Source organism: Cedecea lapagei (assembly GCF_900635955.1).
GTDB lineage: Bacteria > Pseudomonadota > Gammaproteobacteria > Enterobacterales > Enterobacteriaceae > Cedecea > Cedecea lapagei.
The window spans coordinates 226,461-248,505 of the sequence record NZ_LR134201.1 but is presented as its reverse complement, the minus strand read 5'-3'; the positions used below and the strand labels follow the sequence as shown (position 1 = coordinate 248,505).

At 51.2% G+C, this 22,045-nt stretch carries 39 protein-coding genes; 2 read left to right on the top strand and 37 right to left on the bottom strand.

Annotation, left to right across the window (positions count from 1 at the left end):
- Positions 1-20: 20 nt before the first annotated feature.
- The 26 genes from rpsD to rpsJ form a co-directional block, all read right to left on the bottom strand.
- Positions 21-641 (bottom strand): 30S ribosomal protein S4, encoded by a 621-nt coding sequence (rpsD, locus tag EL098_RS01250; protein ID WP_008457194.1) that lies wholly within the window; start codon positions 639-641, stop codon positions 21-23.
- Between the two features lie 34 nt (positions 642-675).
- Entirely contained in the window at positions 676-1,065 is a 390-nt protein-coding gene (gene rpsK, locus EL098_RS01245) for a 30S ribosomal protein S11 (protein WP_126354313.1), read from the bottom strand.
- A 16-nt stretch (positions 1,066-1,081) separates the two neighbouring features.
- A complete protein-coding gene (rpsM, locus tag EL098_RS01240) occupies positions 1,082-1,438 on the bottom strand; it encodes a 30S ribosomal protein S13 (RefSeq protein ID WP_008457189.1) in 357 nt (118 codons plus the stop codon).
- Between the two features lie 146 nt (positions 1,439-1,584).
- Entirely contained in the window at positions 1,585-1,701 is a 117-nt protein-coding gene (gene rpmJ, locus EL098_RS01235; protein WP_008457187.1) for a 50S ribosomal protein L36, read from the bottom strand.
- A 30-nt stretch (positions 1,702-1,731) separates the two neighbouring features.
- Complete coding sequence (gene secY / locus EL098_RS01230) at positions 1,732-3,063, bottom strand: preprotein translocase subunit SecY (RefSeq protein ID WP_034499015.1); 1,332 nt, start codon at positions 3,061-3,063, stop codon at positions 1,732-1,734.
- A gap of 7 nt (positions 3,064-3,070) precedes the next feature.
- Entirely contained in the window at positions 3,071-3,505 is a 435-nt protein-coding gene (gene rplO / locus EL098_RS01225; RefSeq protein WP_008457184.1) for a 50S ribosomal protein L15, read from the bottom strand.
- Positions 3,506-3,508: 3 nt separating this feature from the next.
- Positions 3,509-3,688, bottom strand: a complete 180-nt coding sequence (rpmD, locus tag EL098_RS01220) for a 50S ribosomal protein L30 (protein WP_004846568.1) — start codon at positions 3,686-3,688, stop codon at positions 3,509-3,511.
- A 6-nt stretch (positions 3,689-3,694) separates the two neighbouring features.
- A complete protein-coding gene (rpsE, locus tag EL098_RS01215) occupies positions 3,695-4,195 on the bottom strand; it encodes a 30S ribosomal protein S5 (RefSeq protein ID WP_008457179.1) in 501 nt (166 codons plus the stop codon).
- A 14-nt stretch (positions 4,196-4,209) separates the two neighbouring features.
- Entirely contained in the window at positions 4,210-4,563 is a 354-nt protein-coding gene (gene rplR / locus EL098_RS01210; RefSeq protein ID WP_008457177.1) for a 50S ribosomal protein L18, read from the bottom strand.
- A 9-nt stretch (positions 4,564-4,572) separates the two neighbouring features.
- Positions 4,573-5,106 carry a 50S ribosomal protein L6 gene (gene rplF, locus EL098_RS01205; protein ID WP_008457175.1) on the bottom strand — a complete coding sequence of 178 codons (534 nt, stop codon included), beginning with the start codon at positions 5,104-5,106 and terminating at the stop codon, positions 4,573-4,575.
- Between the two features lie 13 nt (positions 5,107-5,119).
- Positions 5,120-5,512 carry a 30S ribosomal protein S8 gene (gene rpsH / locus EL098_RS01200; protein ID WP_008457173.1) on the bottom strand — a complete coding sequence of 131 codons (393 nt, stop codon included), beginning with the start codon at positions 5,510-5,512 and terminating at the stop codon, positions 5,120-5,122.
- Positions 5,513-5,545: 33 nt separating this feature from the next.
- Positions 5,546-5,851 carry a 30S ribosomal protein S14 gene (gene rpsN, locus EL098_RS01195; RefSeq protein ID WP_008457171.1) on the bottom strand — a complete coding sequence of 102 codons (306 nt, stop codon included), beginning with the start codon at positions 5,849-5,851 and terminating at the stop codon, positions 5,546-5,548.
- Between the two features lie 14 nt (positions 5,852-5,865).
- Positions 5,866-6,405, bottom strand: a complete 540-nt coding sequence (gene rplE / locus EL098_RS01190) for a 50S ribosomal protein L5 (RefSeq protein ID WP_126354312.1) — start codon at positions 6,403-6,405, stop codon at positions 5,866-5,868.
- A 14-nt stretch (positions 6,406-6,419) separates the two neighbouring features.
- Positions 6,420-6,734 (bottom strand): 50S ribosomal protein L24, encoded by a 315-nt coding sequence (gene rplX, locus EL098_RS01185; RefSeq protein WP_007724317.1) that lies wholly within the window; start codon positions 6,732-6,734, stop codon positions 6,420-6,422.
- 10 nt (positions 6,735-6,744) lie between these two features.
- Positions 6,745-7,116 (bottom strand): 50S ribosomal protein L14, encoded by a 372-nt coding sequence (rplN, locus tag EL098_RS01180; RefSeq protein ID WP_008457164.1) that lies wholly within the window; start codon positions 7,114-7,116, stop codon positions 6,745-6,747.
- A 166-nt stretch (positions 7,117-7,282) separates the two neighbouring features.
- A complete protein-coding gene (gene rpsQ, locus EL098_RS01175) occupies positions 7,283-7,537 on the bottom strand; it encodes a 30S ribosomal protein S17 (protein ID WP_008457160.1) in 255 nt (84 codons plus the stop codon).
- Positions 7,537-7,728: a 50S ribosomal protein L29 gene (rpmC, locus tag EL098_RS01170; protein ID WP_039288296.1), complete on the bottom strand. Its 192-nt coding sequence runs from the start codon at positions 7,726-7,728 to the stop codon at positions 7,537-7,539. The genes rpsQ and rpmC overlap by 1 nt, the downstream gene beginning before the upstream one ends.
- Positions 7,728-8,138: a 50S ribosomal protein L16 gene (rplP, locus tag EL098_RS01165; protein ID WP_015962145.1), complete on the bottom strand. Its 411-nt coding sequence runs from the start codon at positions 8,136-8,138 to the stop codon at positions 7,728-7,730. Before rplP ends, rpmC begins: the two co-directional genes overlap by 1 nt.
- A 12-nt stretch (positions 8,139-8,150) precedes the next feature.
- On the bottom strand, positions 8,151-8,849 hold the full coding sequence (rpsC, locus tag EL098_RS01160) for a 30S ribosomal protein S3 (RefSeq protein WP_006817277.1): 699 nt from the start codon (positions 8,847-8,849) through the stop codon (positions 8,151-8,153).
- Between the two features lie 17 nt (positions 8,850-8,866).
- Complete coding sequence (rplV, locus tag EL098_RS01155; protein ID WP_002919773.1) at positions 8,867-9,199, bottom strand: 50S ribosomal protein L22; 333 nt, start codon at positions 9,197-9,199, stop codon at positions 8,867-8,869.
- Between the two features lie 14 nt (positions 9,200-9,213).
- Positions 9,214-9,492, bottom strand: coding sequence for a 30S ribosomal protein S19 (gene rpsS, locus EL098_RS01150; protein ID WP_001138115.1), 279 nt, complete (start codon positions 9,490-9,492; stop codon positions 9,214-9,216).
- Positions 9,493-9,508: 16 nt separating this feature from the next.
- Positions 9,509-10,330, bottom strand: a complete 822-nt coding sequence (gene rplB / locus EL098_RS01145) for a 50S ribosomal protein L2 (RefSeq protein WP_008457150.1) — start codon at positions 10,328-10,330, stop codon at positions 9,509-9,511.
- A gap of 17 nt (positions 10,331-10,347) precedes the next feature.
- Positions 10,348-10,650, bottom strand: coding sequence for a 50S ribosomal protein L23 (gene rplW, locus EL098_RS01140; RefSeq protein WP_008457148.1), 303 nt, complete (start codon positions 10,648-10,650; stop codon positions 10,348-10,350).
- The gene (gene rplD, locus EL098_RS01135) at positions 10,647-11,252 is read right to left on the bottom strand and encodes a 50S ribosomal protein L4 (RefSeq protein WP_008457145.1); all 606 of its coding nucleotides are present in this window, start codon (positions 11,250-11,252) and stop codon (positions 10,647-10,649) included. The genes rplW and rplD overlap by 4 nt, the downstream gene beginning before the upstream one ends.
- A 10-nt stretch (positions 11,253-11,262) precedes the next feature.
- Positions 11,263-11,892, bottom strand: a complete 630-nt coding sequence (gene rplC / locus EL098_RS01130) for a 50S ribosomal protein L3 (protein WP_016538466.1) — start codon at positions 11,890-11,892, stop codon at positions 11,263-11,265.
- Between the two features lie 31 nt (positions 11,893-11,923).
- A complete protein-coding gene (gene rpsJ, locus EL098_RS01125) occupies positions 11,924-12,235 on the bottom strand; it encodes a 30S ribosomal protein S10 (RefSeq protein WP_001181005.1) in 312 nt (103 codons plus the stop codon).
- A gap of 398 nt (positions 12,236-12,633) precedes the next feature.
- Between rpsJ and EL098_RS01120 the strand changes: the two genes are divergently transcribed.
- Complete coding sequence (locus EL098_RS01120) at positions 12,634-13,110, top strand: prepilin peptidase (RefSeq protein WP_126354311.1); 477 nt, start codon at positions 12,634-12,636, stop codon at positions 13,108-13,110.
- 48 nt (positions 13,111-13,158) lie between these two features.
- Here EL098_RS01120 and bfr read toward each other — a convergent pair whose 3' ends face one another.
- From bfr to fkpA, 11 genes are all read right to left on the bottom strand, one after another.
- Positions 13,159-13,632 carry a bacterioferritin gene (bfr, locus tag EL098_RS01115; RefSeq protein WP_126354310.1) on the bottom strand — a complete coding sequence of 158 codons (474 nt, stop codon included), beginning with the start codon at positions 13,630-13,632 and terminating at the stop codon, positions 13,159-13,161.
- Positions 13,633-13,703: 71 nt separating this feature from the next.
- Positions 13,704-13,898, bottom strand: a complete 195-nt coding sequence (gene bfd, locus EL098_RS01110; RefSeq protein WP_016538470.1) for a bacterioferritin-associated ferredoxin — start codon at positions 13,896-13,898, stop codon at positions 13,704-13,706.
- 222 nt (positions 13,899-14,120) lie between these two features.
- Positions 14,121-15,305 carry an elongation factor Tu gene (gene tuf / locus EL098_RS01105; protein ID WP_038478205.1) on the bottom strand — a complete coding sequence of 395 codons (1,185 nt, stop codon included), beginning with the start codon at positions 15,303-15,305 and terminating at the stop codon, positions 14,121-14,123.
- 71 nt (positions 15,306-15,376) lie between these two features.
- Positions 15,377-17,491: an elongation factor G gene (fusA, locus tag EL098_RS01100; RefSeq protein WP_126354309.1), complete on the bottom strand. Its 2,115-nt coding sequence runs from the start codon at positions 17,489-17,491 to the stop codon at positions 15,377-15,379.
- 93 nt (positions 17,492-17,584) lie between these two features.
- Positions 17,585-18,055, bottom strand: a complete 471-nt coding sequence (gene rpsG, locus EL098_RS01095) for a 30S ribosomal protein S7 (RefSeq protein ID WP_008457106.1) — start codon at positions 18,053-18,055, stop codon at positions 17,585-17,587.
- A gap of 95 nt (positions 18,056-18,150) precedes the next feature.
- The gene (gene rpsL, locus EL098_RS01090; RefSeq protein WP_008457105.1) at positions 18,151-18,525 is read right to left on the bottom strand and encodes a 30S ribosomal protein S12; all 375 of its coding nucleotides are present in this window, start codon (positions 18,523-18,525) and stop codon (positions 18,151-18,153) included.
- 124 nt (positions 18,526-18,649) lie between these two features.
- Complete coding sequence (gene tusB, locus EL098_RS01085; RefSeq protein ID WP_126354308.1) at positions 18,650-18,937, bottom strand: sulfurtransferase complex subunit TusB; 288 nt, start codon at positions 18,935-18,937, stop codon at positions 18,650-18,652.
- A 7-nt stretch (positions 18,938-18,944) separates the two neighbouring features.
- The gene (tusC, locus tag EL098_RS01080; RefSeq protein ID WP_126354307.1) at positions 18,945-19,304 is read right to left on the bottom strand and encodes a sulfurtransferase complex subunit TusC; all 360 of its coding nucleotides are present in this window, start codon (positions 19,302-19,304) and stop codon (positions 18,945-18,947) included.
- On the bottom strand, positions 19,304-19,690 hold the full coding sequence (tusD, locus tag EL098_RS01075) for a sulfurtransferase complex subunit TusD (RefSeq protein ID WP_126354306.1): 387 nt from the start codon (positions 19,688-19,690) through the stop codon (positions 19,304-19,306). The genes tusC and tusD overlap by 1 nt, the downstream gene beginning before the upstream one ends.
- Positions 19,690-20,418: a helix-turn-helix transcriptional regulator gene (locus tag EL098_RS01070; protein ID WP_126354305.1), complete on the bottom strand. Its 729-nt coding sequence runs from the start codon at positions 20,416-20,418 to the stop codon at positions 19,690-19,692. Before EL098_RS01070 ends, tusD begins: the two co-directional genes overlap by 1 nt.
- A 339-nt stretch (positions 20,419-20,757) precedes the next feature.
- Complete coding sequence (fkpA, locus tag EL098_RS01065; RefSeq protein WP_126354304.1) at positions 20,758-21,591, bottom strand: FKBP-type peptidyl-prolyl cis-trans isomerase; 834 nt, start codon at positions 21,589-21,591, stop codon at positions 20,758-20,760.
- Between the two features lie 230 nt (positions 21,592-21,821).
- On the opposite strand from fkpA, the gene EL098_RS01060 reads away from it, so the two are divergent.
- Positions 21,822-22,040 (top strand): protein SlyX, encoded by a 219-nt coding sequence (locus tag EL098_RS01060; RefSeq protein WP_038478182.1) that lies wholly within the window; start codon positions 21,822-21,824, stop codon positions 22,038-22,040.
- Positions 22,041-22,045 lie beyond the last annotated feature (5 nt).

Genomic DNA, 22,045 nt, shown 5'->3' with positions numbered 1-22,045 from the left:
CCTCTCTTTGGTACTAAGCTTTACTTGGAGTAAAGCTCGACGATCAGGTGTTCGTTAATGTCCGCTGACAGATCGGTACGCTCAGGCTTGCGCTTGAACACACCTTCCATCTTGGCAGCATCAACTTCCAGCCAGGTTGGCTTTTCACGCTGCTCAGCCAGCTCCAGAGCGGCCTTAACGCGAGATTGCTTTTTGGCTTTCTCACGGATGCTGACTACGTCATTCGGAGTTACCTGATAAGAAGCGATGTTAACAACGCGACCGTTTACCATAATAGCTTTGTGGCTAACCAGCTGGCGTGCTTCTGCACGAGTGGCGCCGAAGCCCATACGGTAAACTACGTTGTCCAGACGACCTTCCAGCAGAGCCAACAGGTTTTCACCGGTGTTGCCTTTCAGACGAGCTGCTTCTTTATAATAGTTACGGAACTGACGCTCCAGCACACCGTAGATACGGCGAACTTTCTGCTTTTCACGCAACTGCACACCATAGTCAGACAGACGCGGTTTACGCGCACCGTGCTGGCCAGGAGCTTGTTCAATTTTACACTTGGTATCGATCGCGCGAACGCCAGACTTAAGGAATAAGTCGGTGCCCTCACGACGGCTCAGCTTGAGCTTAGGACCCAAATATCTTGCCATTTTCTTTCTCCAACAATCCTAGAAAACGGACGCGTTATACGCGACGTTTTTTCGGCGGACGACAACCGTTATGAGGGATTGGAGTCACATCAGTAATATTAGTGATGCGGAAACCAGCGGCGTTCAGAGCACGAATAGTTGATTCGCGGCCTGGGCCAGGACCCTTAACCATAACTTCCAGGTTCTTGATACCGTATTCTTTCACGGCTTCTGCGCAACGCTCTGCTGCAACCTGAGCTGCAAACGGAGTGGATTTGCGAGAACCACGGAAACCGGAACCACCGGCAGTTGCCCAACCCAACGCATTACCCTGACGATCGGTAATAGTAACGATGGTGTTGTTGAAAGAAGCATGGACATGAGCCACGCCGTCAGAGACTGTTTTTCTTACACGTTTACGTGCACGAACTGGTGCCTTTGCCATTATTCAATCACCCCGATTATTTCTTGATCGGTTTGCGCGGACCCTTACGGGTACGGGCGTTGGTCTTAGTACGCTGACCGCGCACTGGCAGACCACGACGATGACGCAAACCGCGATAGCAACCAAGGTCCATCAGACGCTTGATGCTCATACTCACTTCACGGCGCAGATCACCTTCAACGACAAATTTGGCAACTTCGTCACGCAGCGTGTCGATTTGTTCTTCAGACAGCTCACTGATCTTAACATCTTCAGCGATACCCGCCGCAGCGCAAATGGCCTTGGAGCGAGTCTTGCCGACACCGTAGATCGAGGTTAATGCGATCACGGCGTGTTTTTGATCAGGAATGTTAATGCCTGCTATACGGGCCACTATGCACTCCTACTATTTAGATTATGCGTCCCATGCCGAAAAGCCCGTTTTCAGGATACTCAAATGGAAACGCATAGACATACAAAAGATTGGCTGGCTAATCTAGCCAGCTCAACCCAACTTTGCAAGAAAAATATGCGAGATAATCAGCCTTGACGCTGTTTATGCTTCGGCTCTACGCTGCAAATCACGCGAATAACACCGTCACGCTTAACGATTTTGCAGTTACGACATAATTTCTTGACGGAAGCACGAACTTTCATTTTTACTCTCCGTAACTTCTCAAGCGACAATTAACGGCCGTAGCCTTTCAGGTTCGCTTTCTTCAATGCAGACTCATACTGACTGGACATCATCAGAGTTTGCACTTGAGCCATAAAGTCCATAATCACGACAACAACGATCAGCAGTGAGGTCCCACCGAAGTAGAACGGCACTTTCATTGCATCGCGCATGAACTCCGGGATTAGGCAGATAAAGGTAATGTACAGCGCACCAACCAGAGTCAGGCGGGTCATTACTTTATCGATATACTTCGCCGTTTGTTCTCCCGGACGAATTCCTGGTACAAATGCACCGGACTTCTTCAGGTTATCTGCTGTTTCACGCGGGTTGAAAACCAACGCCGTGTAGAAGAAACAGAAGAAGATGATTGCAGACGCATAGAGTAACACATAAAGCGGTTGCCCAGGCTGCAAATACAGCGAAATTGTTGTCAGCCAGTTCCAACCGGTACCGCCCCCGAACCATGACGCGATGGTTGCCGGGAACAGGATAATACTGGAGGCGAAGATCGCAGGGATAACCCCGGCCATGTTCACTTTCAGCGGTAAATGTGTGCTCTGCGCAGCATAGACACGACGACCCTGTTGACGTTTAGCGTAGTTGACCACGATGCGGCGCTGGCCACGCTCAACAAAAACAACGAAGAAGGTCACTGCAAATACTAATACTGCAACCAACAGCAACAGGAGGAAGTGCAGGTCGCCTTGCCTTGCTTGCTCGATGGTATGGCCAACGGCCGGCGGAAGACCCGCAACGATACCCGCGAAGATTATGATTGAGATACCGTTACCGATACCGCGTTCAGTAATCTGTTCGCCCAGCCACATCAGGAACATTGTCCCGGTGACAAGACTTACAACAGCGGTGAAATAGAATGCAAAGCCTGGATTTAACACCAGGCCCTGCATACCAGGCATATTCGGTAAACCGGTAGCAATACCGATTGACTGGAATATTGCCAGCACCAGAGTGCCGTAACGGGTGTACTGGCTGATCTTACGACGACCAGACTCCCCTTCTTTCTTCAGCTCTGCCAGCGCGGGGTGAACCACGGTAAGCAGCTGAATGATGATCGATGCCGAAATGTACGGCATGATACCCAGCGCGAAGATAGAAGCACGGCTGAGAGCACCACCAGAGAACATGTTGAACATTTCAATGATGGTGCCTCGCTGTTGCTCAAGCAGTTTGGCAAGTACAGCGGCATCAATACCAGGGATCGGAATAAAAGAGCCTATGCGGAAAACAATCAGCGCACCGATAACAAACATCAGTCTGCGTTTCAGCTCGCCAAGCCCACCTTTAGCACTTTGAAAATCTAATCCCGGTTGCTTTGCCATCTGCTACTTATTCCTCGATTTTACCGCCAGCAGCTTCGATAGCAGCACGAGCGCCTTTGGTCACACGCAGGCCGCTAACAGTTACCGGACGAGTTACCTCACCAGACAGGATCACTTTCGCGAACTCGATCTGAATACCGATAATGTTTGCTGCTTTCAGCGTGTTCAGGTCAACTACGTCGCCTTCAACTTTCGCCAGATCGGACAGACGAACTTCTGCCGTGATCATTGCTTTGCGAGAGGTGAAACCGAATTTCGGCAGACGACGGTACAACGGCATCTGACCACCTTCAAAACCACGACGTACGCCACCACCAGAACGAGAGTTCTGACCTTTGTGACCACGACCGCCGGTTTTACCGAGGCCAGAACCGATACCACGACCCAGACGCTTGGAAGCGTGCTTAGACCCTTCGGCCGGAGACAGAGTATTTAAACGCATCTCTTACTCCTCAACTTTAACCATGTAGGAAACCGCGTTGACCATACCACGTACAGCAGGAGTATCCTCGCGCTCTACGGTGTGGCCAATACGACGCAGACCCAGGCCAAGCAGCGTTGCCTTATGTTTCGGCAGACGACCGATTGCACTGCGGGTTTGTGTAATTTTAATAGTCTTTGCCATGGTCAATTACCCCAGAATTTCTTCAACGGATTTACCACGCTTGGCAGCGACCATTTCTGGAGACTTCATATTCGCCAGGCCATCGATAGTTGCACGAACCACGTTAATCGGGTTAGTAGAACCATACGCTTTAGCCAGGACGTTATGAACACCAGCGACTTCCAGGACGGCGCGCATTGCACCACCGGCGATGATACCGGTACCTTCGGAAGCCGGCTGCATGAACACACGGGAACCTGTGTGCACACCTTTAACAGGGTGCTGCAGGGTGCCGCTGTTCAGCGCGACGTTAATCATGTTGCGACGGGCTTTTTCCATCGCTTTCTGGATCGCTGCTGGAACTTCACGCGCTTTACCGTAACCAAAACCAATACGACCGTTACCGTCGCCTACCACTGTCAGAGCAGTGAAGGAGAAAATACGACCGCCTTTAACGGTTTTAGATACGCGATTTACCGCGATCAGCTTTTCCTGCAGTTCGCCAGCTTGTTTTTCGATGTGAGACATCTTACACCTCTACCTTAGAACTGAAGGCCAGCTTCACGGGCAGCATCTGCCAGTGCCTGGACACGACCATGATATTGGAAACCAGCACGGTCAAAAGCAACTACGGTGATGCCTTTTTCCAGCGCGCGCTCAGCAACAGCTTTACCTACAGCTGCAGCGGCGTCTTTGTTCCCAGTGTACTTCAGTTGCTCAGTGATAGCTTTTTCTACAGTAGATGCAGCTACCAGAACTTCAGAACCGTTTGGTGCAATTACCTGTGCGTAAATGTGACGCGGGGTACGATGTACCACCAGGCGAGTTGCACCCAGCTCTTTGAGCTTGTGACGTGCGCGGGTCGCACGACGGATACGAGCAGATTTCTTATCCATAGTGTTACCTTACTTCTTCTTAGCCTCTTTGGTACGCACGACTTCGTCGGCGTAACGAACACCCTTGCCTTTATAAGGCTCAGGACGACGGTAGGCGCGCAGATCTGCTGCAACCTGACCGATCATCTGCTTATCAGCGCCTTTCAACACGATTTCAGTCTGAGTCGGACATTCAGCAGTGATTCCTGCCGGCAGCTTATGCTCAACAGGGTGAGAGAAGCCCAGGGCTAAATTCACCACGTCGCCTTTAACGGCTGCACGATAACCTACACCAACCAGCTGCAGCTTCTTAGTGAAGCCTTCGGTAACACCGACAACCATTGCGTTCAACAGCGCACGAGTGGTACCCGCCTGGGCCCACGCGTTTGCAAAGCCTTCGCGCGGAGCGAAAGTCAGAGCATTTTCAGCGTGTTTAACTTCAACAGCATCGTTGATAGTACGAGTCAGCTCGCCGTTTTTACCTTTGATCGAAATAACCTGACCGTTGAGTTTTACCTCTACGCCTGCAGGAACAACGACCGGTGCTTTAGCAACACGAGACATTTTATTCCTCCAATTACGCTACGTAGCAGATAATTTCGCCACCAAGACCAGCCTGGCGCGCTGCACGATCAGTCATAACACCTTTAGAGGTAGAAACGACAGCAATACCCATGCCGGCCATAACTTTAGGCAGCTCATCTTTTTTCTTATAGATGCGCAGGCCTGGGCGGCTGACTCGCTGAATGCTCTCTACCACAGCCTTGCCCTGGAAATACTTAAGAGTCAGTTCCAGTTCAGGCTTGATGTCGCCTTCAATTTTAAATTCTTCAATATAACCTTCTTCCTTCAGCACGTTGGCGATTGCCACTTTCAGCTTGGAGGAAGGCATGGTGACCGCAACTTTGTTCGCGGCCTGACCGTTACGGATACGGGTCAGCATATCCGCGATCGGATCTTGCATGCTCATCTGTCTCTACTCCCGTGATTCAATTGGTGACAATTACCAGCTAGCCTTTTTCAAGCCAGGCACTTCACCGCGCATGGCGGCTTCACGCAGCTTGATACGGCTCAACCCGAACTTGCCCACATAACCATGTGGACGACCAGTCTGGCGGCAGCGTTTACGCTGACGGGACGGGCTGGAATCACGCGGCAGAGTTTGCAGCTTGAGAACAGCGTTCCAACGGTCTTCGTCGGTCGCGTTCACATCAGAAATGATAGCTTTCAGTTCTGCGCGTTTAGCGAAGAATTTTTCAGCCAAAGCAACGCGCTTTACTTCGCGTGCTTTCATTGATTGCTTAGCCATGAAGTAACCCTACCTTACTTGCGGAACGGGAAGTCAAAGGCAGCCAGCAGAGCACGGCCTTCATCATCAGATTTCGCAGTAGTGGTAATGGTAATATCCAAACCACGGACGCGATCGACTTTGTCGTAATCGATTTCTGGGAAGATGATCTGCTCACGGACACCCATGCTGTAGTTACCACGACCGTCGAAAGACTTAGCGGACAAGCCACGGAAGTCACGGATACGCGGTACAGCAATAGTGATCAGACGCTCAAGGAACTCCCACATGCGTTCGCCACGCAGAGTTACTTTACAGCCGATCGGATAGCCCTGACGGATTTTGAAGCCTGCAACAGATTTGCGTGCTTTGGTGATCAGCGGTTTTTGACCGGAGATTGCTGTCAGGTCAGCTGCTGCGTTATCCAGCAGTTTCTTGTCAGCGATCGCTTCACCAACACCCATGTTCAGGGTGATCTTCTCGACCCGAGGGACTTGCATGACAGAATTGTAGCTAAACTCAGTCATGAGTTTTTTAACTACTTCGTCTTTGTAGTAATCATGCAGTTTCGCCATCGTACTACTCCAAATTACTTGATAGTTTCGCTGTTAGACTTGAAGAAACGGACTTTTTTGCCGTCTTCGAATCTAAAGCCTACACGGTCAGCCTTGCCGGTTGCCGCGTTGAAGAGAGCAACGTTAGAAACCTGAATTGCAGCTTCTTTTTCAACGATGCCACCTGGTTGGTTCAGGGCCGGAACCGGCTTCTGATGTTTCTTAACCAGGTTGATACCTTCAACAATGACCTTGCCGGAAGACAGGACATTTTTTACTTTACCGCGCTTACCTTTATCTTTACCGGTTAACACGATAACTTCGTCATCACGACGGATTTTCGCTGCCATGATTCGCTCCTTAGAGTACTTCTGGTGCCAGAGAGATAATTTTCATGAACTTCTCATTACGCAGTTCACGAGTTACCGGCCCAAAAATACGCGTGCCGATTGGCTGCTCGCTGTTATTGTTTAAAATAACGCATGCATTACCATCGAAGCGAATGACAGAACCGTCCGGGCGACGAACACCCTTCTTGGTGCGCACCACTACCGCTTTCAGCACATCGCCTTTCTTCACCTTACCGCGAGGAATTGCTTCCTTGATGGTAATTTTGATGATGTCGCCGACGCCTGCGTAGCGACGGTGCGAGCCACCCAGAACCTTGATACACATTACGCGACGCGCGCCGGAGTTGTCGGCCACGGTCAGCATAGTCTGTTCTTGGATCATTTCAGTGCTCCGCTAATGTCAACTACTACTTCGGGACCTGGAAATCAGGTCGTTAAAAAGCCCCATAAACGAGGGCGCGGCATTATAACACCGGTTCCTGAATATGGGTAGAAAAAATAAACGGCTCATCGCTGAGCCGTTTATTTGTTTGAGAAGGCTTACTGTATTACAGAACCGCTTTCTCTACAACGCGAACCAGCGTCCAGGACTTAGTCTTGGACAGCGGACGGCATTCGCGGATTTCAACCACGTCACCGATACCGCATTCGTTGTTCTCGTCATGTACGTGCAGTTTGGTCGTACGCTTGATGAATTTCCCGTAGATCGGGTGCTTCACAACACGTTCGATGGCAACAACAATGGATTTCTCCATTTTGTCGCTGACAACGCGACCTTGCAGAGTACGGATTTTATCGGTCATTACGCACCCGCCTTCTGAGTCAGTAAAGTCTTAACACGCGCAACATTACGACGAACCTGCTTCAGCAGGTGAGTCTGTTGCAGCTGGCCACTTGCAGCCTGCATGCGCAGGTTGAACTGCTCACGCAGCAGGTTCAGCAGCTCGGTGTTCAGCTCTTCGACGCTCTTTTCACGCAGCTCTTTTGCTTTCATTACATCACCGTCTTAGTTACAAAGGTGGTTTTGATAGGCAGTTTTGCTGCTGCCAGCTTGAAGGCTTCACGGGCCAGCTCTTCAGAAACGCCGTCCATTTCATACAGGACTTTGCCTGGCTGGATCAAGGCAACCCAATACTCCACGTTACCTTTACCTTTACCCATACGCACTTCAAGCGGCTTTTCGGTGATCGGTTTGTCCGGGAATACACGGATCCAGATCTTACCCTGACGCTTAACTGCACGGGTCATTGCACGACGTGCTGCTTCGATCTGACGTGCAGTCAGACGACCACGGCCAACAGCTTTCAGACCGAAAGTGCCGAAGCTAACATCCGTACCCTGCGCCAGACCACGGTTGCGGCCTTTGTGCACTTTACGGAATTTTGTACGCTTTGGTTGTAACATCAGCGACTCTCCTTACTTACGGCCTTTACGCTGCTGCTTTTTAGGTTGAGCAGCCGGTTCCGGTTGTTCAACAGCAGCCATACCACCCAGGATCTCACCTTTGAAGATCCATACCTTAACGCCGATTACACCATAAGTGGTGTGCGCTTCAGAGGTGTTGTAGTCGATGTCAGCACGCAGAGTGTGCAACGGCACGCGACCTTCACGGTACCATTCGGTACGTGCGATCTCGGCGCCGCCCAGACGGCCGCTAACTTCAACTTTGATACCTTTAGCGCCCAGACGCATTGCGTTCTGTACAGCACGCTTCATAGCACGACGGAACATCACACGACGCTCCAGCTGAGAAGTGATGCTGTCAGCAACCAATTTAGCGTCCAGTTCAGGTTTACGAACTTCGGCGATATTGATCTGTGCAGGAACGCCAGCGATATCCGCGACGACCTTACGCAGTTTTTCTACGTCTTCACCTTTCTTACCGATAACGATACCTGGGCGAGCGGTGTGAATGGTCACACGGATGCTCTTGGCAGGACGCTCGATAACGATACGAGATACAGACGCTTTAGCCAGTTCCTTAGTCAGGTACTGACGTACTTTAAAATCGCTGTCCAGGTTGTCAGCGAATTCTTTGGTGTTCGCAAACCAGGTTGAATTCCATGGTTTTACAATACCCAGGCGAATACCATTAGGATGTACTTTCTGACCCATTGCTAGTCTCCAGAGTCTCAGCGATCGGACACAACCACAGTAATGTGGCTGGTGCGCTTCAGGATGCGATCTGCACGACCTTTTGCACGAGGCATAATGCGCTTCATGCTAGGGCCTTCGTCTACGAAGATTTTCGCGACTTTCAGATCGTCAATGTCAGCGCCATCGTTGTGTTCAGCGTTAGCAATGGCAGATTCCAGTACTTTCTTAACCAATACAGCCGCTTTCTTATTGGTGTAGGTCAGAATATCCAGAGCCTGCGACACTTTCTTACCGCGAATCAGGTCAGCAACAAGGCGAACCTTCTGAGCAGAAGAACGAGCATGGCGATGTTGAGCTAAAGTTTCCATCTCTTCCTCCTACCTTATTTCTTCTTCGCTTTTTTATCAGCAGCGTGGCCGCGATAAGTACGAGTCGGTGCGAATTCACCCAGTTTGTGGCCGACCATTTCGTCGGAAACAAAGACTGGAACGTGCTGACGACCATTATGGACAGCGATGGTCAAACCGATCATGTTAGGAAAGATCGTTGAACGACGGGACCAAGTGCGCAGGGGCTTCTTGTCACCGCTTTCCACCGCTTTCTCTACCTTCTTCAGCAAGTGCAGGTCAATAAAAGGACCTTTCTTGAGAGAACGTGGCATGGCTTATCCTCTAAAATTATTTGCTACGGCGACGTACGATAAATTTATCAGTACGCTTGTTGCTGCGGGTCTTCTTACCTTTGGTCTGAACGCCCCACGGGGATACCGGGTGCTTACCAAAGTTACGACCTTCACCACCACCATGTGGGTGATCGACTGGGTTCATCGCGGTACCGCGAACGGTAGGACGAACACCACGCCAGCGAGCAGCACCTGCTTTACCCAGAACGCGCAGCATATGCTCAGCGTTGCCAACTTCGCCCAGGGTAGCGCGGCAGTCAGCTTCGACTTTACGCATTTCACCGGAGCGCAGGCGCAGGGTAACGTAAGCACCATCACGAGCAACGATCTGCACGTAGGTACCAGCGGAACGAGCCAGCTGACCGCCTTTACCTGGTTTCATTTCTACGTTATGAACGGTAGAACCAACCGGGATATTGCGCATCGGCAGGGTGTTACCCGCTTTGATTGCAGCATCAACGCCAGACTGAATCTGGTCGCCAGCTTTCAGGCCTTTAGGGGCCAGGATGTAACGGCGTTCGCCATCTTTGTACAGAACCAGCGCGATGTTCGCGGAACGGTTCGGATCGTACTCAAGACGTTCAACAACTGCCGGGATACCATCTTTGTTGCGTTTAAAGTCAACAATACGGTATGCCTGCTTGTGACCACCACCGATATGACGGGTAGTGATACGACCATTGTTGTTACGGCCACCGGATTTGCTGTTTTTTTCCAGCAACGGAGCAAAAGGCTTGCCCTTGTGCAGCTCAGGGTTAACCACTTTAACTACGTGGCGACGACCCGGAGATGTCGGTTTACATTTAACAACTGCCATTGTCTTTCTCCTCCGACTTACTCAGCGCCGCCGACGAAGTCCAGATTCTGGCCTTCCTTCAGGGTGACGTAAGCTTTTTTCCAGTCGCTACGACGACCAACACGCTGTCCGTGACGTTTAGTTTTCCCTTTAACTACCAGGGTGTTAACGTCTTTAACTTCAACTTCGAACAGCTTCTGTACAGCAGCTACGATCTCTGCTTTGGTCGCGTCAGTCGCAACTTTGAGTACGATGGTGTTGGTTTTTTCCATCGCGGTAGACGCTTTTTCAGATACGTGCGGCGCGCGCAGTACTTTCAGCAGACGTTCTTCACGGATCATGCCAGCATCTCCTCAACTTGCTTAACTGCTTCCGCAGTCATAACGACTTTGTCGAAGGCGATCAGGCTAACTGGGTCGATTGCAGCTACATCGCGCACGTCAACCTTATGCAGGTTACGAGCGGCCAGGAACAGATTCTCATCCAGTTCACCGGTCACGATCAGCACATCTTCCAGAGCCATATCTTTCAGTTTCTGAGCAAGCAGCTTGGTTTTCGGTGCTTCAACAGAGAACTGCTCAACAACGATCAGACGATCCTGACGTACCAGCTCGGACAGGATGCTTTTCAGCGCGCCGCGGTACATCTTTTTGTTAACTTTTTGACTGTGGTCCTGCGGGCGAGCAGCGAAGGTTACGCCACCGGAACGCCAGATCGGGCTCTTGATAGAACCTGAACGCGCACGGCCGGTACCTTTCTGGCGCCACGGCTTTTTGCCGGAACCAGTTACTTCAGCACGGGTCTTCTGAGCACGAGTACCCTGACGGGCGCCTGCTGCATAAGCAACAACAACCTGGTGTACCAGCGCTTCGTTGAAGTCACGACCGAAGGTAGTTTCGGAAACAGTCAGCGCGCTTTGCGCGTCTTTCAATACTAATTCCATTGCTATCCCCTTACGCCTTCACAGCTGGTTTAACGATCAGGTCGCTACCGGTTGCACCCGGGACCGCACCTTTCACCAGCAGCAGGTTGCGCTCAGCGTCAACACGTACTACGTCCAGGCTCTGAACAGTGACACGTTCGTTACCCAGCTGGCCTGCCATTTTCTTGCCTTTGAACACTTTGCCCGGAGTCTGGTTCTGACCGATAGAACCCGGAACGCGGTGAGACAAGGAGTTACCGTGGGTCGCGTCCTGGGTACGGAAGTTCCAGCGCTTAACGGTACCTGCGAAACCTTTACCTTTAGAGGTACCGGTTACGTCAACTTTTTTAACTTCAGCAAACAGCTCAACGCTAATGTCCTGACCTACGGTGAACTCTTCGCCTTCAGCAAGGCGGAATTCCCACAGACCACGGCCAGCTTCAACGCCAGCTTTAGCGAAGTGACCAGCTTCCGGCTTGGTTACACGGTTCGCTTTTTTAGCGCCAGTGGTCACCTGAACAGCACGGTAGCCGTCGTTAGCCAGGTCTTTAACCTGAGTAACACGGTTTGCTTCTACTTCGATTACGGTTACTGGGATAGAAACGCCGTCTTCAGTGAAGATACGGGTCATACCCACTTTTTTACCGACTAAACCAATCATTGTTTCAACCTCTCAATCGTCAATGACCTGATTAACCCAGGCTGATCTGCACGTCTACACCGGCAGCCAGATCCAGACGCATCAGAGCATCAACGGTTTTCTCAGTTGGCTCAACGATGTCAACCAGACGCTTGTGAGTGCGGATCTCGTACTGATCGCGCGCGTCTTTGTTGACGTGCGGGGAGATCAGAACGGTAAAGCGCTCTTTGCGGGTCGGCAGCGGGATCGGACCACGTACTTGCGCACCAGTGCGCTTAGCAGTCTCGACGATTTCCGCAGTTGATTGATCGATCAGACGATGATCAAACGCTTTAAGGCGGATACGGATTCTTTGGTTCTGCATGAGACCAGAGCTCCAATTATTTTATAGACGAAAAAAATTACTACTCGCACCCATTACGATTGATGGGGGAGTGTAATCGTTCATACATAGTCCCCCAATTGGGGACATTGTTTGATAGCAGCTGAATCTCTTCTACTGACCGCCATCAGGGTTCATATTGAACCAGCTGTCTATTAAGACAGCCCGCGCATTATACGGGTTTCGGGCCAGCTTGCAAGCAATGCGGGTCGAAATTTCATCGACACCCTCTATTTAGTGAGTCACAGGGTCGGCAACCCCAGCATGCAGGCACATTTGCGAGGCGTTACGCAGCATCAAAGCTCAGATTCCGGGGTGAGTAGGCGTATCCCTCTCAGCGGAGTAGCATCCGGTTGTCCCACGGCCACAGAGATGAAAAGATGATATCGACCAGTATCCCGCTTGCCTGGCTATTACCTGCTGCTGCGCTCTATTTCTGTTTTGCGCTGCGGCTAAGCATGATTGATTTCCGCACTATGCTGCTCCCCGACAGGCTCACCCTGCCCCTGCTTTGGCTCGGGCTGCTTTTCCATAGTCTGGTGAGTCCACATCATCTTTGCCACGCTGTTTACGGCGCCGTTGCTGGCTATCTTTGTCTGTGGCTTGTTTTTCAGCTCTTCAAGTACGCGACCGGCAAAGCGGGTCTGGGGTATGGTGACTTTAAGCTATTGGCCGCTATTGGCGCCTGGAACTACTGGCAAAATTTGCCTCTCGTTCTCGCCATCGCTTCGTTACTGGGCCTTGTTTATACCGGAGCGCTTTCTCTGTGCAAACGACGCAGGAGTGCAGAGGTGCCTTTTGGGCCCTGGCTCGCGATTGCTGGTTGGGGGAATTTTGCCTGGCAGATGTTAGGGTAAGTAAAGAAGATAAGACAGAGGAAGCCCCTCTGTCTTAGTTGGCCGGGGTTACTCTTCGCGTATCTGCGCCTGCAGATAGTTCTGAATACCCAGTTTTTGAATCAAATCCAGTTCAGTCTCAAGCCAGTCGATATGGCCCTCTTCGTCGGCCAAAATTTCAATCATCAGATCGCGGCTAACGTAGTCATGAACCTGATCGGCATAGGCGATGGCTTCACGCAGATCCTTAGCCCCCTCCAGCTCCAGCCGGAGATCGGAACGCAGCATCTCTTCGACATCTTCACCGATGCCCAGCTTGCCAAGATCCTGCAGGTTTGGAATGCCTTCCAGAAAAAGAATACGCTCGATGTACCTATCGGCGTGTTTCATCTCATCGATTGATTCGTGATACTCGACGTCATTGAGACGTTTTAATCCCCAGTTTTTAAACATACGGGCATGCAGAAAATACTGGTTAATTGCGACAAGCTCGTTTCCCAATAATTTATTGAGATAATTTATAATCTTAACATCACCTTTCATTTTGACTTCCTCCGCTTCCACTTATTGAAGCGTAGATGTCGCGGGGTGTAAGTCAAAAAAATGAGCGTATTTTAAGCGATCTCTTTGAACTCTGGGATCTGCATCAGTTCGTCCTGCATAATTTCGCGAGCCTGACGGACGCATTTGCCACACTGATTCCCTACCGGAATAAATTTTTTAAGCTGCTGAAAAGACTGAGGATGATGCTGCCGCACCGCTTGACGAATTGTCTTATCGCTTACACCGTTACACAAGCAAACGTACATGATGACTCCCGCTCAAAAACTGCGCAAAGTGTAAATGAGAATGATTGTATTTACAAGGGGTCGCGGGAGGCAGAATGTGGAGAAGGGTAATCAAATGCAAAAATGGGTACCGGCCCGGGCTTTACGCTACAGATAGCGGCCTGGCACCTACGGTAAATTTCAGGCATAAAAAAGGGCATCCGAAGATGCCCTTTTCCATTATTGCATTAAAGTATCAGAGGATTAGCTCAGAACTTTAGCAACAACACCAGCGCCAACGGTACGGCCGCCTTCACGGATTGCGAAACGCAGACCGTCGTCCATCGCGATTGGGTGGATCAGGGTAACAACCATTTTGATGTTGTCGCCTGGCATTACCATCTCTACGCCTTCTGGCAGTTCGATGGTACCGGTCACGTCAGTGGTACGGAAGTAGAACTGTGGACGGTAGCCTTTGAAGAACGGAGTATGACGGCCGCCTTCGTCTTTGGACAGGATGTACACTTCAGATTCGAACTTGGTGTGCGGCTTGATAGAGCCTGGCTTAGCCAGAACCTGACCACGTTCGATTTCTTCACGTTTGATACCACGCAGCAGAACACCAACGTTCTCACCAGCACGGCCTTCGTCCAGCAGTTTGCGGAACATTTCAACGCCGGTACAGGTAGATTTCGCAGTATCTTTGATACCAACGATTTCTACTTCTTCGCCCACTTTAACGATACCGCGCTCTACACGACCGGTAACAACGGTACCACGACCGGAGATGGAGAATACGTCTTCGATTGGCAGCAGGAACGGCAGGTCGATTGCACGTACTGGTTCTGGGATGTAGGAATCCAGGAAGCCAGCCAGCTCAACGATTTTAGCTTCCCACTCTGCTTCGCCTTCCAGCGCTTTCAGAGCAGAACCACGGATGATTGGGGTATCATCGCCTGGGAAGTCGTACTGAGACAGAAGTTCACGAACTTCCATTTCTACCAGCTCCAGCAGCTCTTCGTCATCAACCATGTCACATTTGTTCAGGAACACGATGATGTAAGGAACGCCAACCTGGCGACCCAGCAGGATGTGCTCACGGGTCTGAGGCATAGGGCCGTCAGTTGCAGCAACAACCAGGATAGCGCCGTCCATCTGAGCAGCACCGGTGATCATGTTTTTCACGTAGTCGGCGTGCCCTGGGCAGTCAACGTGCGCGTAGTGACGAGTCGGGGTGTCGTATTCAACGTGGGAAGTGTTGATGGTGATACCACGAGCTTTTTCTTCTGGTGCGTTATCGATCTGGTCGAATGCACGAGCAGAACCACCGTAGGTTTTAGCCAGAACGGTAGTGATTGCAGCAGTCAGAGTGGTTTTACCGTGGTCAACGTGGCCGATAGTACCAACGTTAACGTGCGGTTTTGTACGTTCAAATTTTTCTTTAGACACGGCTATATTCCTTACTATTGTGCTCTCCCCTTCAGGAGAGAGCACGGGATCATTGTGTTAAAAGCGTTGGCTTATTTGCCACGAGCTTCGATTACGGCCTGAGCAACGTTGTTAGGTGCGTCATCATACTTCAGGAATTCCATGGAGTAAGATGCACGACCTTTGGTCAGAGAACGCAGCTGAGTTGCGTACCCGAACATTTCAGACAACGGAACTTCAGCATGAATCTGTACGCCAGTAGCGTTAGATTCCTGGCCTTTCAGCTGACCACGACGACGGCTAAGGTCACCGATAACGTCACCCGTGTTCTCTTCCGGAGTTTCAACTTCAACCTTCATGATAGGCTCAAGCAGAACTGGTTTCGCTTTCTTAAAGCCATCTTTGAAGGCAATAGAAGCGGCCAGTTTAAACGCCAGTTCGGAGGAGTCAACGTCATGGTAAGAACCGAAGTGCAGACGCACGCCGAGATCGACAACCGGGTAACCCGCCAGTGGACCAGATTTCAGCTGCTCCTGGATGCCCTTATCAACGGCAGGGATGTATTCACCAGGAATTACACCACCTTTGATGTCGTTGACGAACTCGTAACCTTTAGGGTTAGAGCCCGGCTCCAGTGGGTACATGTCGATAACAACATGACCGTACTGACCGCGACCACCAGACTGCTTGGCGTGTTTACCTTCGATATCGGTCACTTTCGCGCGAATCGCTTCGCGGTAAGCAACCTGAGGTTTACCGACGTTCGCTTCAACGTTGAATTCACGCTTCATACGGTCAACGATGATGTCGAGGTGCAGTTCACCCATACCGGCGATAATGGTCTGGTTAGATTCTTCATCAGTCCATACGCGGAATGATGGGTCTTCTTTTGCCAGACGACCCAGAGCCAGACCCATTTTTTCCTGGTCAGCTTTGGTTTTTGGTTCAACAGCGATGGAGATTACCGGCTCTGGGAATTCCATACGCTCCAGAATGATAGGCGCATCTGGATCACACAGGGTGTCACCAGTAGTTACGTCTTTCAGACCGATAGCAGCTGCGATATCGCCCGCGCGAACTTCTTTGATCTCTTCACGTTTGTTAGCGTGCATCTGAACGATACGGCCAAAGCGCTCACGAGCAGCTTTAACGGAGTTCAGCACGGTATCACCGGAGTTAACAACGCCGGAGTAAACGCGGAAGAAGGTCAGGTTACCTACGAACGGGTCAGTTGCGATTTTGAATGCCAGTGCAGCAAACGGCTCGTCGTCAGTTGCGTGACGCTCAGCCGGAGTGTCTTTACCGTCATCCAGAATACCGTTGATTGCCGGTACGTCGGTCGGTGCTGGCAGGTAATCGATTACCGCATCCAGCATCGCCTGAACACCTTTGTTCTTAAATGCAGAACCACAGGTAACCAGGATGATTTCGTTGTTCAGCACGCGCTGACGCAGAGCTTTCTTGATCTCTTCCTCGGTCAGCTCTTCGCCGCCCAGGTATTTTTCCATCAGCTCTTCAGAGGCTTCTGCAGCGGACTCAATCAGGTTCTGGTGCCATTCGTCAGCCAGGTCCTGCATGTCAGCCGGGATATCTTCGTATTCGAAGGTAACGCCCTGATCGGCATCGTTCCAGTTGATGGCTTTCATTTTCACCAGGTCGATAACGCCGGTGAAACCTTCTTCAGCACCAATCGCCAGCTGAAGCGGAACAGGGTTCGCGCCCAGGCGGGATTTGATCTGGCCTACAACTTTCAGGAAGTTAGCACCCATACGGTCCATTTTGTTAACGAACGCGATGCGTGGAACTTTGTATTTGTTAGCCTGACGCCATACGGTTTCAGACTGTGGCTGAACACCACCAACTGCGCAGTAAACCATTACTGCACCGTCAAGAACACGCATGGAACGTTCTACTTCGATGGTGAAGTCAACGTGCCCTGGGGTGTCGATGATGTTTACGCGGTGCGGTTCATACTGCTTAGCCATACCAGACCAGAATGCAGTAGTTGCAGCGGAGGTGATGGTGATACCACGCTCCTGCTCCTGCTCCATCCAGTCCATGGTTGCAGCGCCGTCGTGAACTTCACCGATTTTGTGGTTTACACCGGTGTAGAACAGAATACGTTCGGTAGTCGTGGTTTTACCGGCGTCGATGTGTGCACTGATACCGATGTTACGGTAGCGTGCAATGGGTGTTGTACGAGCCATTTGATTCCTCTATATCCTGGGACGTTCAAGTTAAGTAACCCAAAGCGGGCAGCTTCATGAAGCGCCCGCTTGGGTAACACTACGAAGGATTTATTACCAACGGTAGTGAGCGAACGCCTTGTTGGCTTCAGCCATACGGTGAACGTCTTCACGTTTCTTCACTGCAGTGCCTTTGTTTTCTGCAGCATCAGACAGTTCATTCGCCAGGCGAAGAGCCATGGATTTATCACCGCGTTTACGAGCAGCTTCTACGATCCAACGCATTGCCAGGGCATTACGACGAACCGGACGGACTTCAACTGGAACCTGATAAGTAGAACCACCAACGCGGCGGGACTTAACTTCGACGGTCGGACGGACGTTGTCCAGAGCGACTTCGAAAGCTTCCAGTTCGTTTTTACCAGAACGCTGAGCCAGGGTCTCCAGCGCGGTATAAACGATAGATTCTGCAGTAGATTTTTTACCATCTACCATCAGGATATTTACAAATTTAGCCAGCAGCTCTGATCCGAACTTAGGATCCGGCAGAATTTTACGCTGACCAATCACGCGACGACGTGGCATAGGAATACTCCGTTGTTAATTCAGGATTGTCCAAAACTCAAAGAGTTTATTTTGACATTAATTTAAAACGTTTGGCCTTACTTAACGGAGAACCATTAAGCCTTAGGACGCTTCACGCCATACTTGGAGCGAGATTGCTTACGGTCTTTAACGCCGGAGCAGTCAAGCGCACCACGAACGGTGTGGTAGCGAACACCTGGCAGGTCTTTTACACGACCACCACGGATCAGGATCACGGAGTGTTCCTGCAGGTTGTGACCTTCACCGCCGATGTAGGAGGTGACTTCAAAACCGTTAGTCAAACGCACACGGCAAACTTTACGCAGTGCGGAGTTTGGTTTTTTAGGAGTGGTGGTATATACACGGGTACATACACCACGTTTTTGCGGGCAAGCTTCCAGCGCAGGCACGTTGCTTTTTGCAACTTTGCGTACGCGTGGTTTGCGAACCAGCTGGTTAACTGTTGCCATTAAATAGCTCCTGGTTTTAGCTTTTGCTTCGTAAACACGTAATAAAACGGCCTCATATAATATGAGGACGCAGAATTTTAGGGCTGAGCCGAAAAGGTGTCAAGAAATATACAGCGATCCGCCACTACCAGGCGCACTGCTGGTCATGTTTTATCACTAATCTGACAAAGTCAGTATAGTCGACACGCTCAACGCTGGTGGAAATTTGAACAGCCAGGCCTCGGGCCTCAACATCTTCTTGTAGAGCGCTAACAGTAATGGGGGCTGAGAGCAGTAATTCAAGCGCCCGGCTGTGATTCAGCGCGGCAATCACGCCATCTTCTATCAGCAGCAGGTCGTCCCCGGGCTGCATATAGCGCAGCATCTCGCTGATATCACACTGAAAGGGCGACTGACGTAGGGTATGCAGCATGGGCGCCTCAGAAGGTGAGCACAACATCGTACTGGTTTAATTTTTCCCTCAGCGCATCAGGCTCCAGCACTTCGGCATCGATAACCCACGAGGAGTGAGCTGACAGCCCTCTTTCGCTCAAGGAGGCTGCGCAGAGAAAACATTGCTCGATGTCGTACAGCGGCAGAATGCGGAAGGTAGCGATATAGTCTCTGGCCAACACTTTTGCCGGCTGCTGGCCCGGCAATAGCTGCAGAACGCCGTCGCCGACAAAGAATACGCCGATATCTTCAGACAGGGCGGACGTCGCCAATAACGCATCCAGCCCTTCCCGGCCGGCAGAGCTGCCGTGCGGCGCGCTGCGAAACACAAAAGCGACACGTTTCATCAGAATTGCACCATTCTTTCACAGGTGAGCGCGGCTTCCGCCAGCGCCCCCAGACCACTCAGCGTAAAGCCGGGCTGAAGATTACTCACGCTAAGCCCCAGAGAAGCCGCCTGCTCTTCGTCGGTCACTCCGCGACGCAGCGCCGCAGCGACGCAGATATGCAGGGCAATACCGTGCTGCACGCTCAAAGACTGCCACTCGCGGACAAGATCAACCTCATCGCTTGCCGGCGCGGTCAGCTGATTAGCGTTATAAATCCCCTCGCGGTAGAAAAAAACGCGCTCAAGCGTGTGGCCCTCTGCCAGTAGCGCGCGCGCAAACAGCAGCGCGCTACTGGCCTGCTGAGTGCCGTAAGCCGGCCCGGTAACCATTAAGGCAAAACGCATTACTTATCCTGACCCACGAAGTCGCCGTTTTTGAACTGGCGAATGTAGAGATAAACGGTGTGCTTGGAAATATTCAGGCGGTCGGCCACCTGGTTAATCGCATCCTTGATGTCGAAGATGCCTTTCTCGTAGAGGTTCAGGACTATCTGACGATTCTTCGCGTTGTTTGACACGTTACGATCGGCATTCACCTCTTCAATGGTGAATTCAAGCGTTTGCATGACCAGGTCTTCCACGGAGGAGGCAAAGTTCACGGAAGACGGGACTTCCTGATCCTGCGTTTCTGGTGGCACAAAGGTCGACATGATCTGGGAGAACGGCACGTCAAGGTTCATATTAATGCACAGCAGGCCAATCACGCGCTGGTCACGGTTGCGAATCGCAATGGTCACCGATTTCATCAGCACACCGCTTTTCGCGCGGGTGAAATAGCATTTCGAGACGCTGCTGTCGGCACCGGTCATATCGTGCAGCATGCGCAGCGCCAGATCGGTAATTGGCGAGCCTATTTTTCGCCCGGTATGTTCACCATTCGCGATACGAATTGCTGAGCATTTCAGGTCCTGCAGGGAGTGCAGAACGATTTCGCAATGGGAACCAATCAGCATCGCTAACCCGTCCACAACAGCTTCATAGGACTTGAGGATTTCGAAGTCGGTTTGCTCAAAAGGACGCTGGTCCAGTAAATCGAGCTCGCTGGTTTCGTTGGTTAAAAGCGAATTGGACATGTAAAAATACCACCCTCTCAGATTGATGACAAACGCCCGAAAAACGTGGTTTTCGGGCGTTTGGGGTAAATCAGAAGACATCGTCCATTATTGTCATCGGCCCCAAATCGAAGGCAATACCGATAACAGATTTTGTCAGCCATTTACTCTAAAGAGAGCCTGTCGCGCTTTGCTGGTGTCAGGGCAGACTCATACTCGGTTGAAACGCTGCCCGCTAAGGTAATACAACGTAAGACGTGCTTTCCAGTCTTTATTCTCCTCATCGCGCGTGGGGAGAATAAAGCAAGACTCAAAAACAAAACCGCCGCCCGGTGGGCGGCGGCTCATACTGCCAGCAAATTACTTGCTTTTTGCTGCGTCAGCCGCTTTGGCGTCCGCTGCTGCTGCAGGTTTAGCGTCAGCTTTTGGCGCTTGCTTAATGTCCAGCAGCTCAACGTCAAACACCAGCGTGGAGTTAGCCGGGATCCCCGGAACGCCGGTTTTACCGTAAGCCAGCTCTGGTGGAATAACCAGCTTGATTTTGCCGCCTTTCTTGATGTTTTTCAGACCTTCAGTCCAGCCTGGGATAACACCATCAAGACGGAAGGAGAGAGGCTCACCGCGGGTGTATGAGTTATCGAACTCTTTACCGTCGATCAGCGTCCCTTTGTAGTTAACCACAACGGTATCGGTATCTTTAGGCGCATCACCGGTACCGGCTTTCTCAACTTTATACATCAGACCGGTAGAAGAGGTTTTCACGCCTTTCTCTTTGGCGAAGGCATCACGGAAAGCTTTGCCTTTGTCTGCATTCTCTTTGGCGTCTTTTTCCATTTTCTCCTGGGCGGAGGCTTTCACGCGAGTCTCAAACGCCTGCAGCGTTTGCTCGATATCCTGGTCGGACAGCTTGCTCTTATCAGCAAACGCATCCTGCACGCCCGCGATCAACTGAGCTTTGTCCAGGGAGATCCCCAGCTTCTCTTGCTCTTTCAGGGAGTTTTCCATGTAACGCCCAAGCGACGCGCCCAGCGCATAGGCCGCTTTCTGATCGTCATTCTTAAAGGCCGCTTTACCGTCAGCCTGAGCGGCAGCGGCAGGTGCGTCTTTCGCGGCAGCAGGTGCGGCAAAAGCAGGTGCGTTAAGGGCAACGGCCATTGTGGTCGCCAGAAGCGTTACTTTAAATAATGATTTCATCCATTTCTCCAAGGGCCGGGGCCTCTCACCCCAGGTTTTCAAATAAACTAAGTGACGTACTATAACGTCGTGAAAGAAATCTACACAATCTCTCAGCGAGTTATCGAGTCAAATTCAGATTCTTTTTGTTTAAAGAAGTTTCCTGCAAAGTACTTCTGCGCTGTAAAGCTGAGTCATTTTCAGTAAAATCACCGCCTATTCTCCATCGCGCAGGCAGAAGAGGACCCGCCATGCACCCTAAATCCACCGAACAGCGGCTGGAAGATCTCGAGAGTCGTCTCGCTTTTCAGGAGATAACGATTGAAGAACTGAATCAGACCGTAACGGCGCACGAACTTGAGATGGCCAAACTTCGCGAGCATTTCCGCCTGCTGGTTGAAAAGCTAAAGGCGAGCCAGCCGTCGATGATCGCCTCTGAGTCTGAAGAGACGCCGCCGCCGCATTACTGAATGAC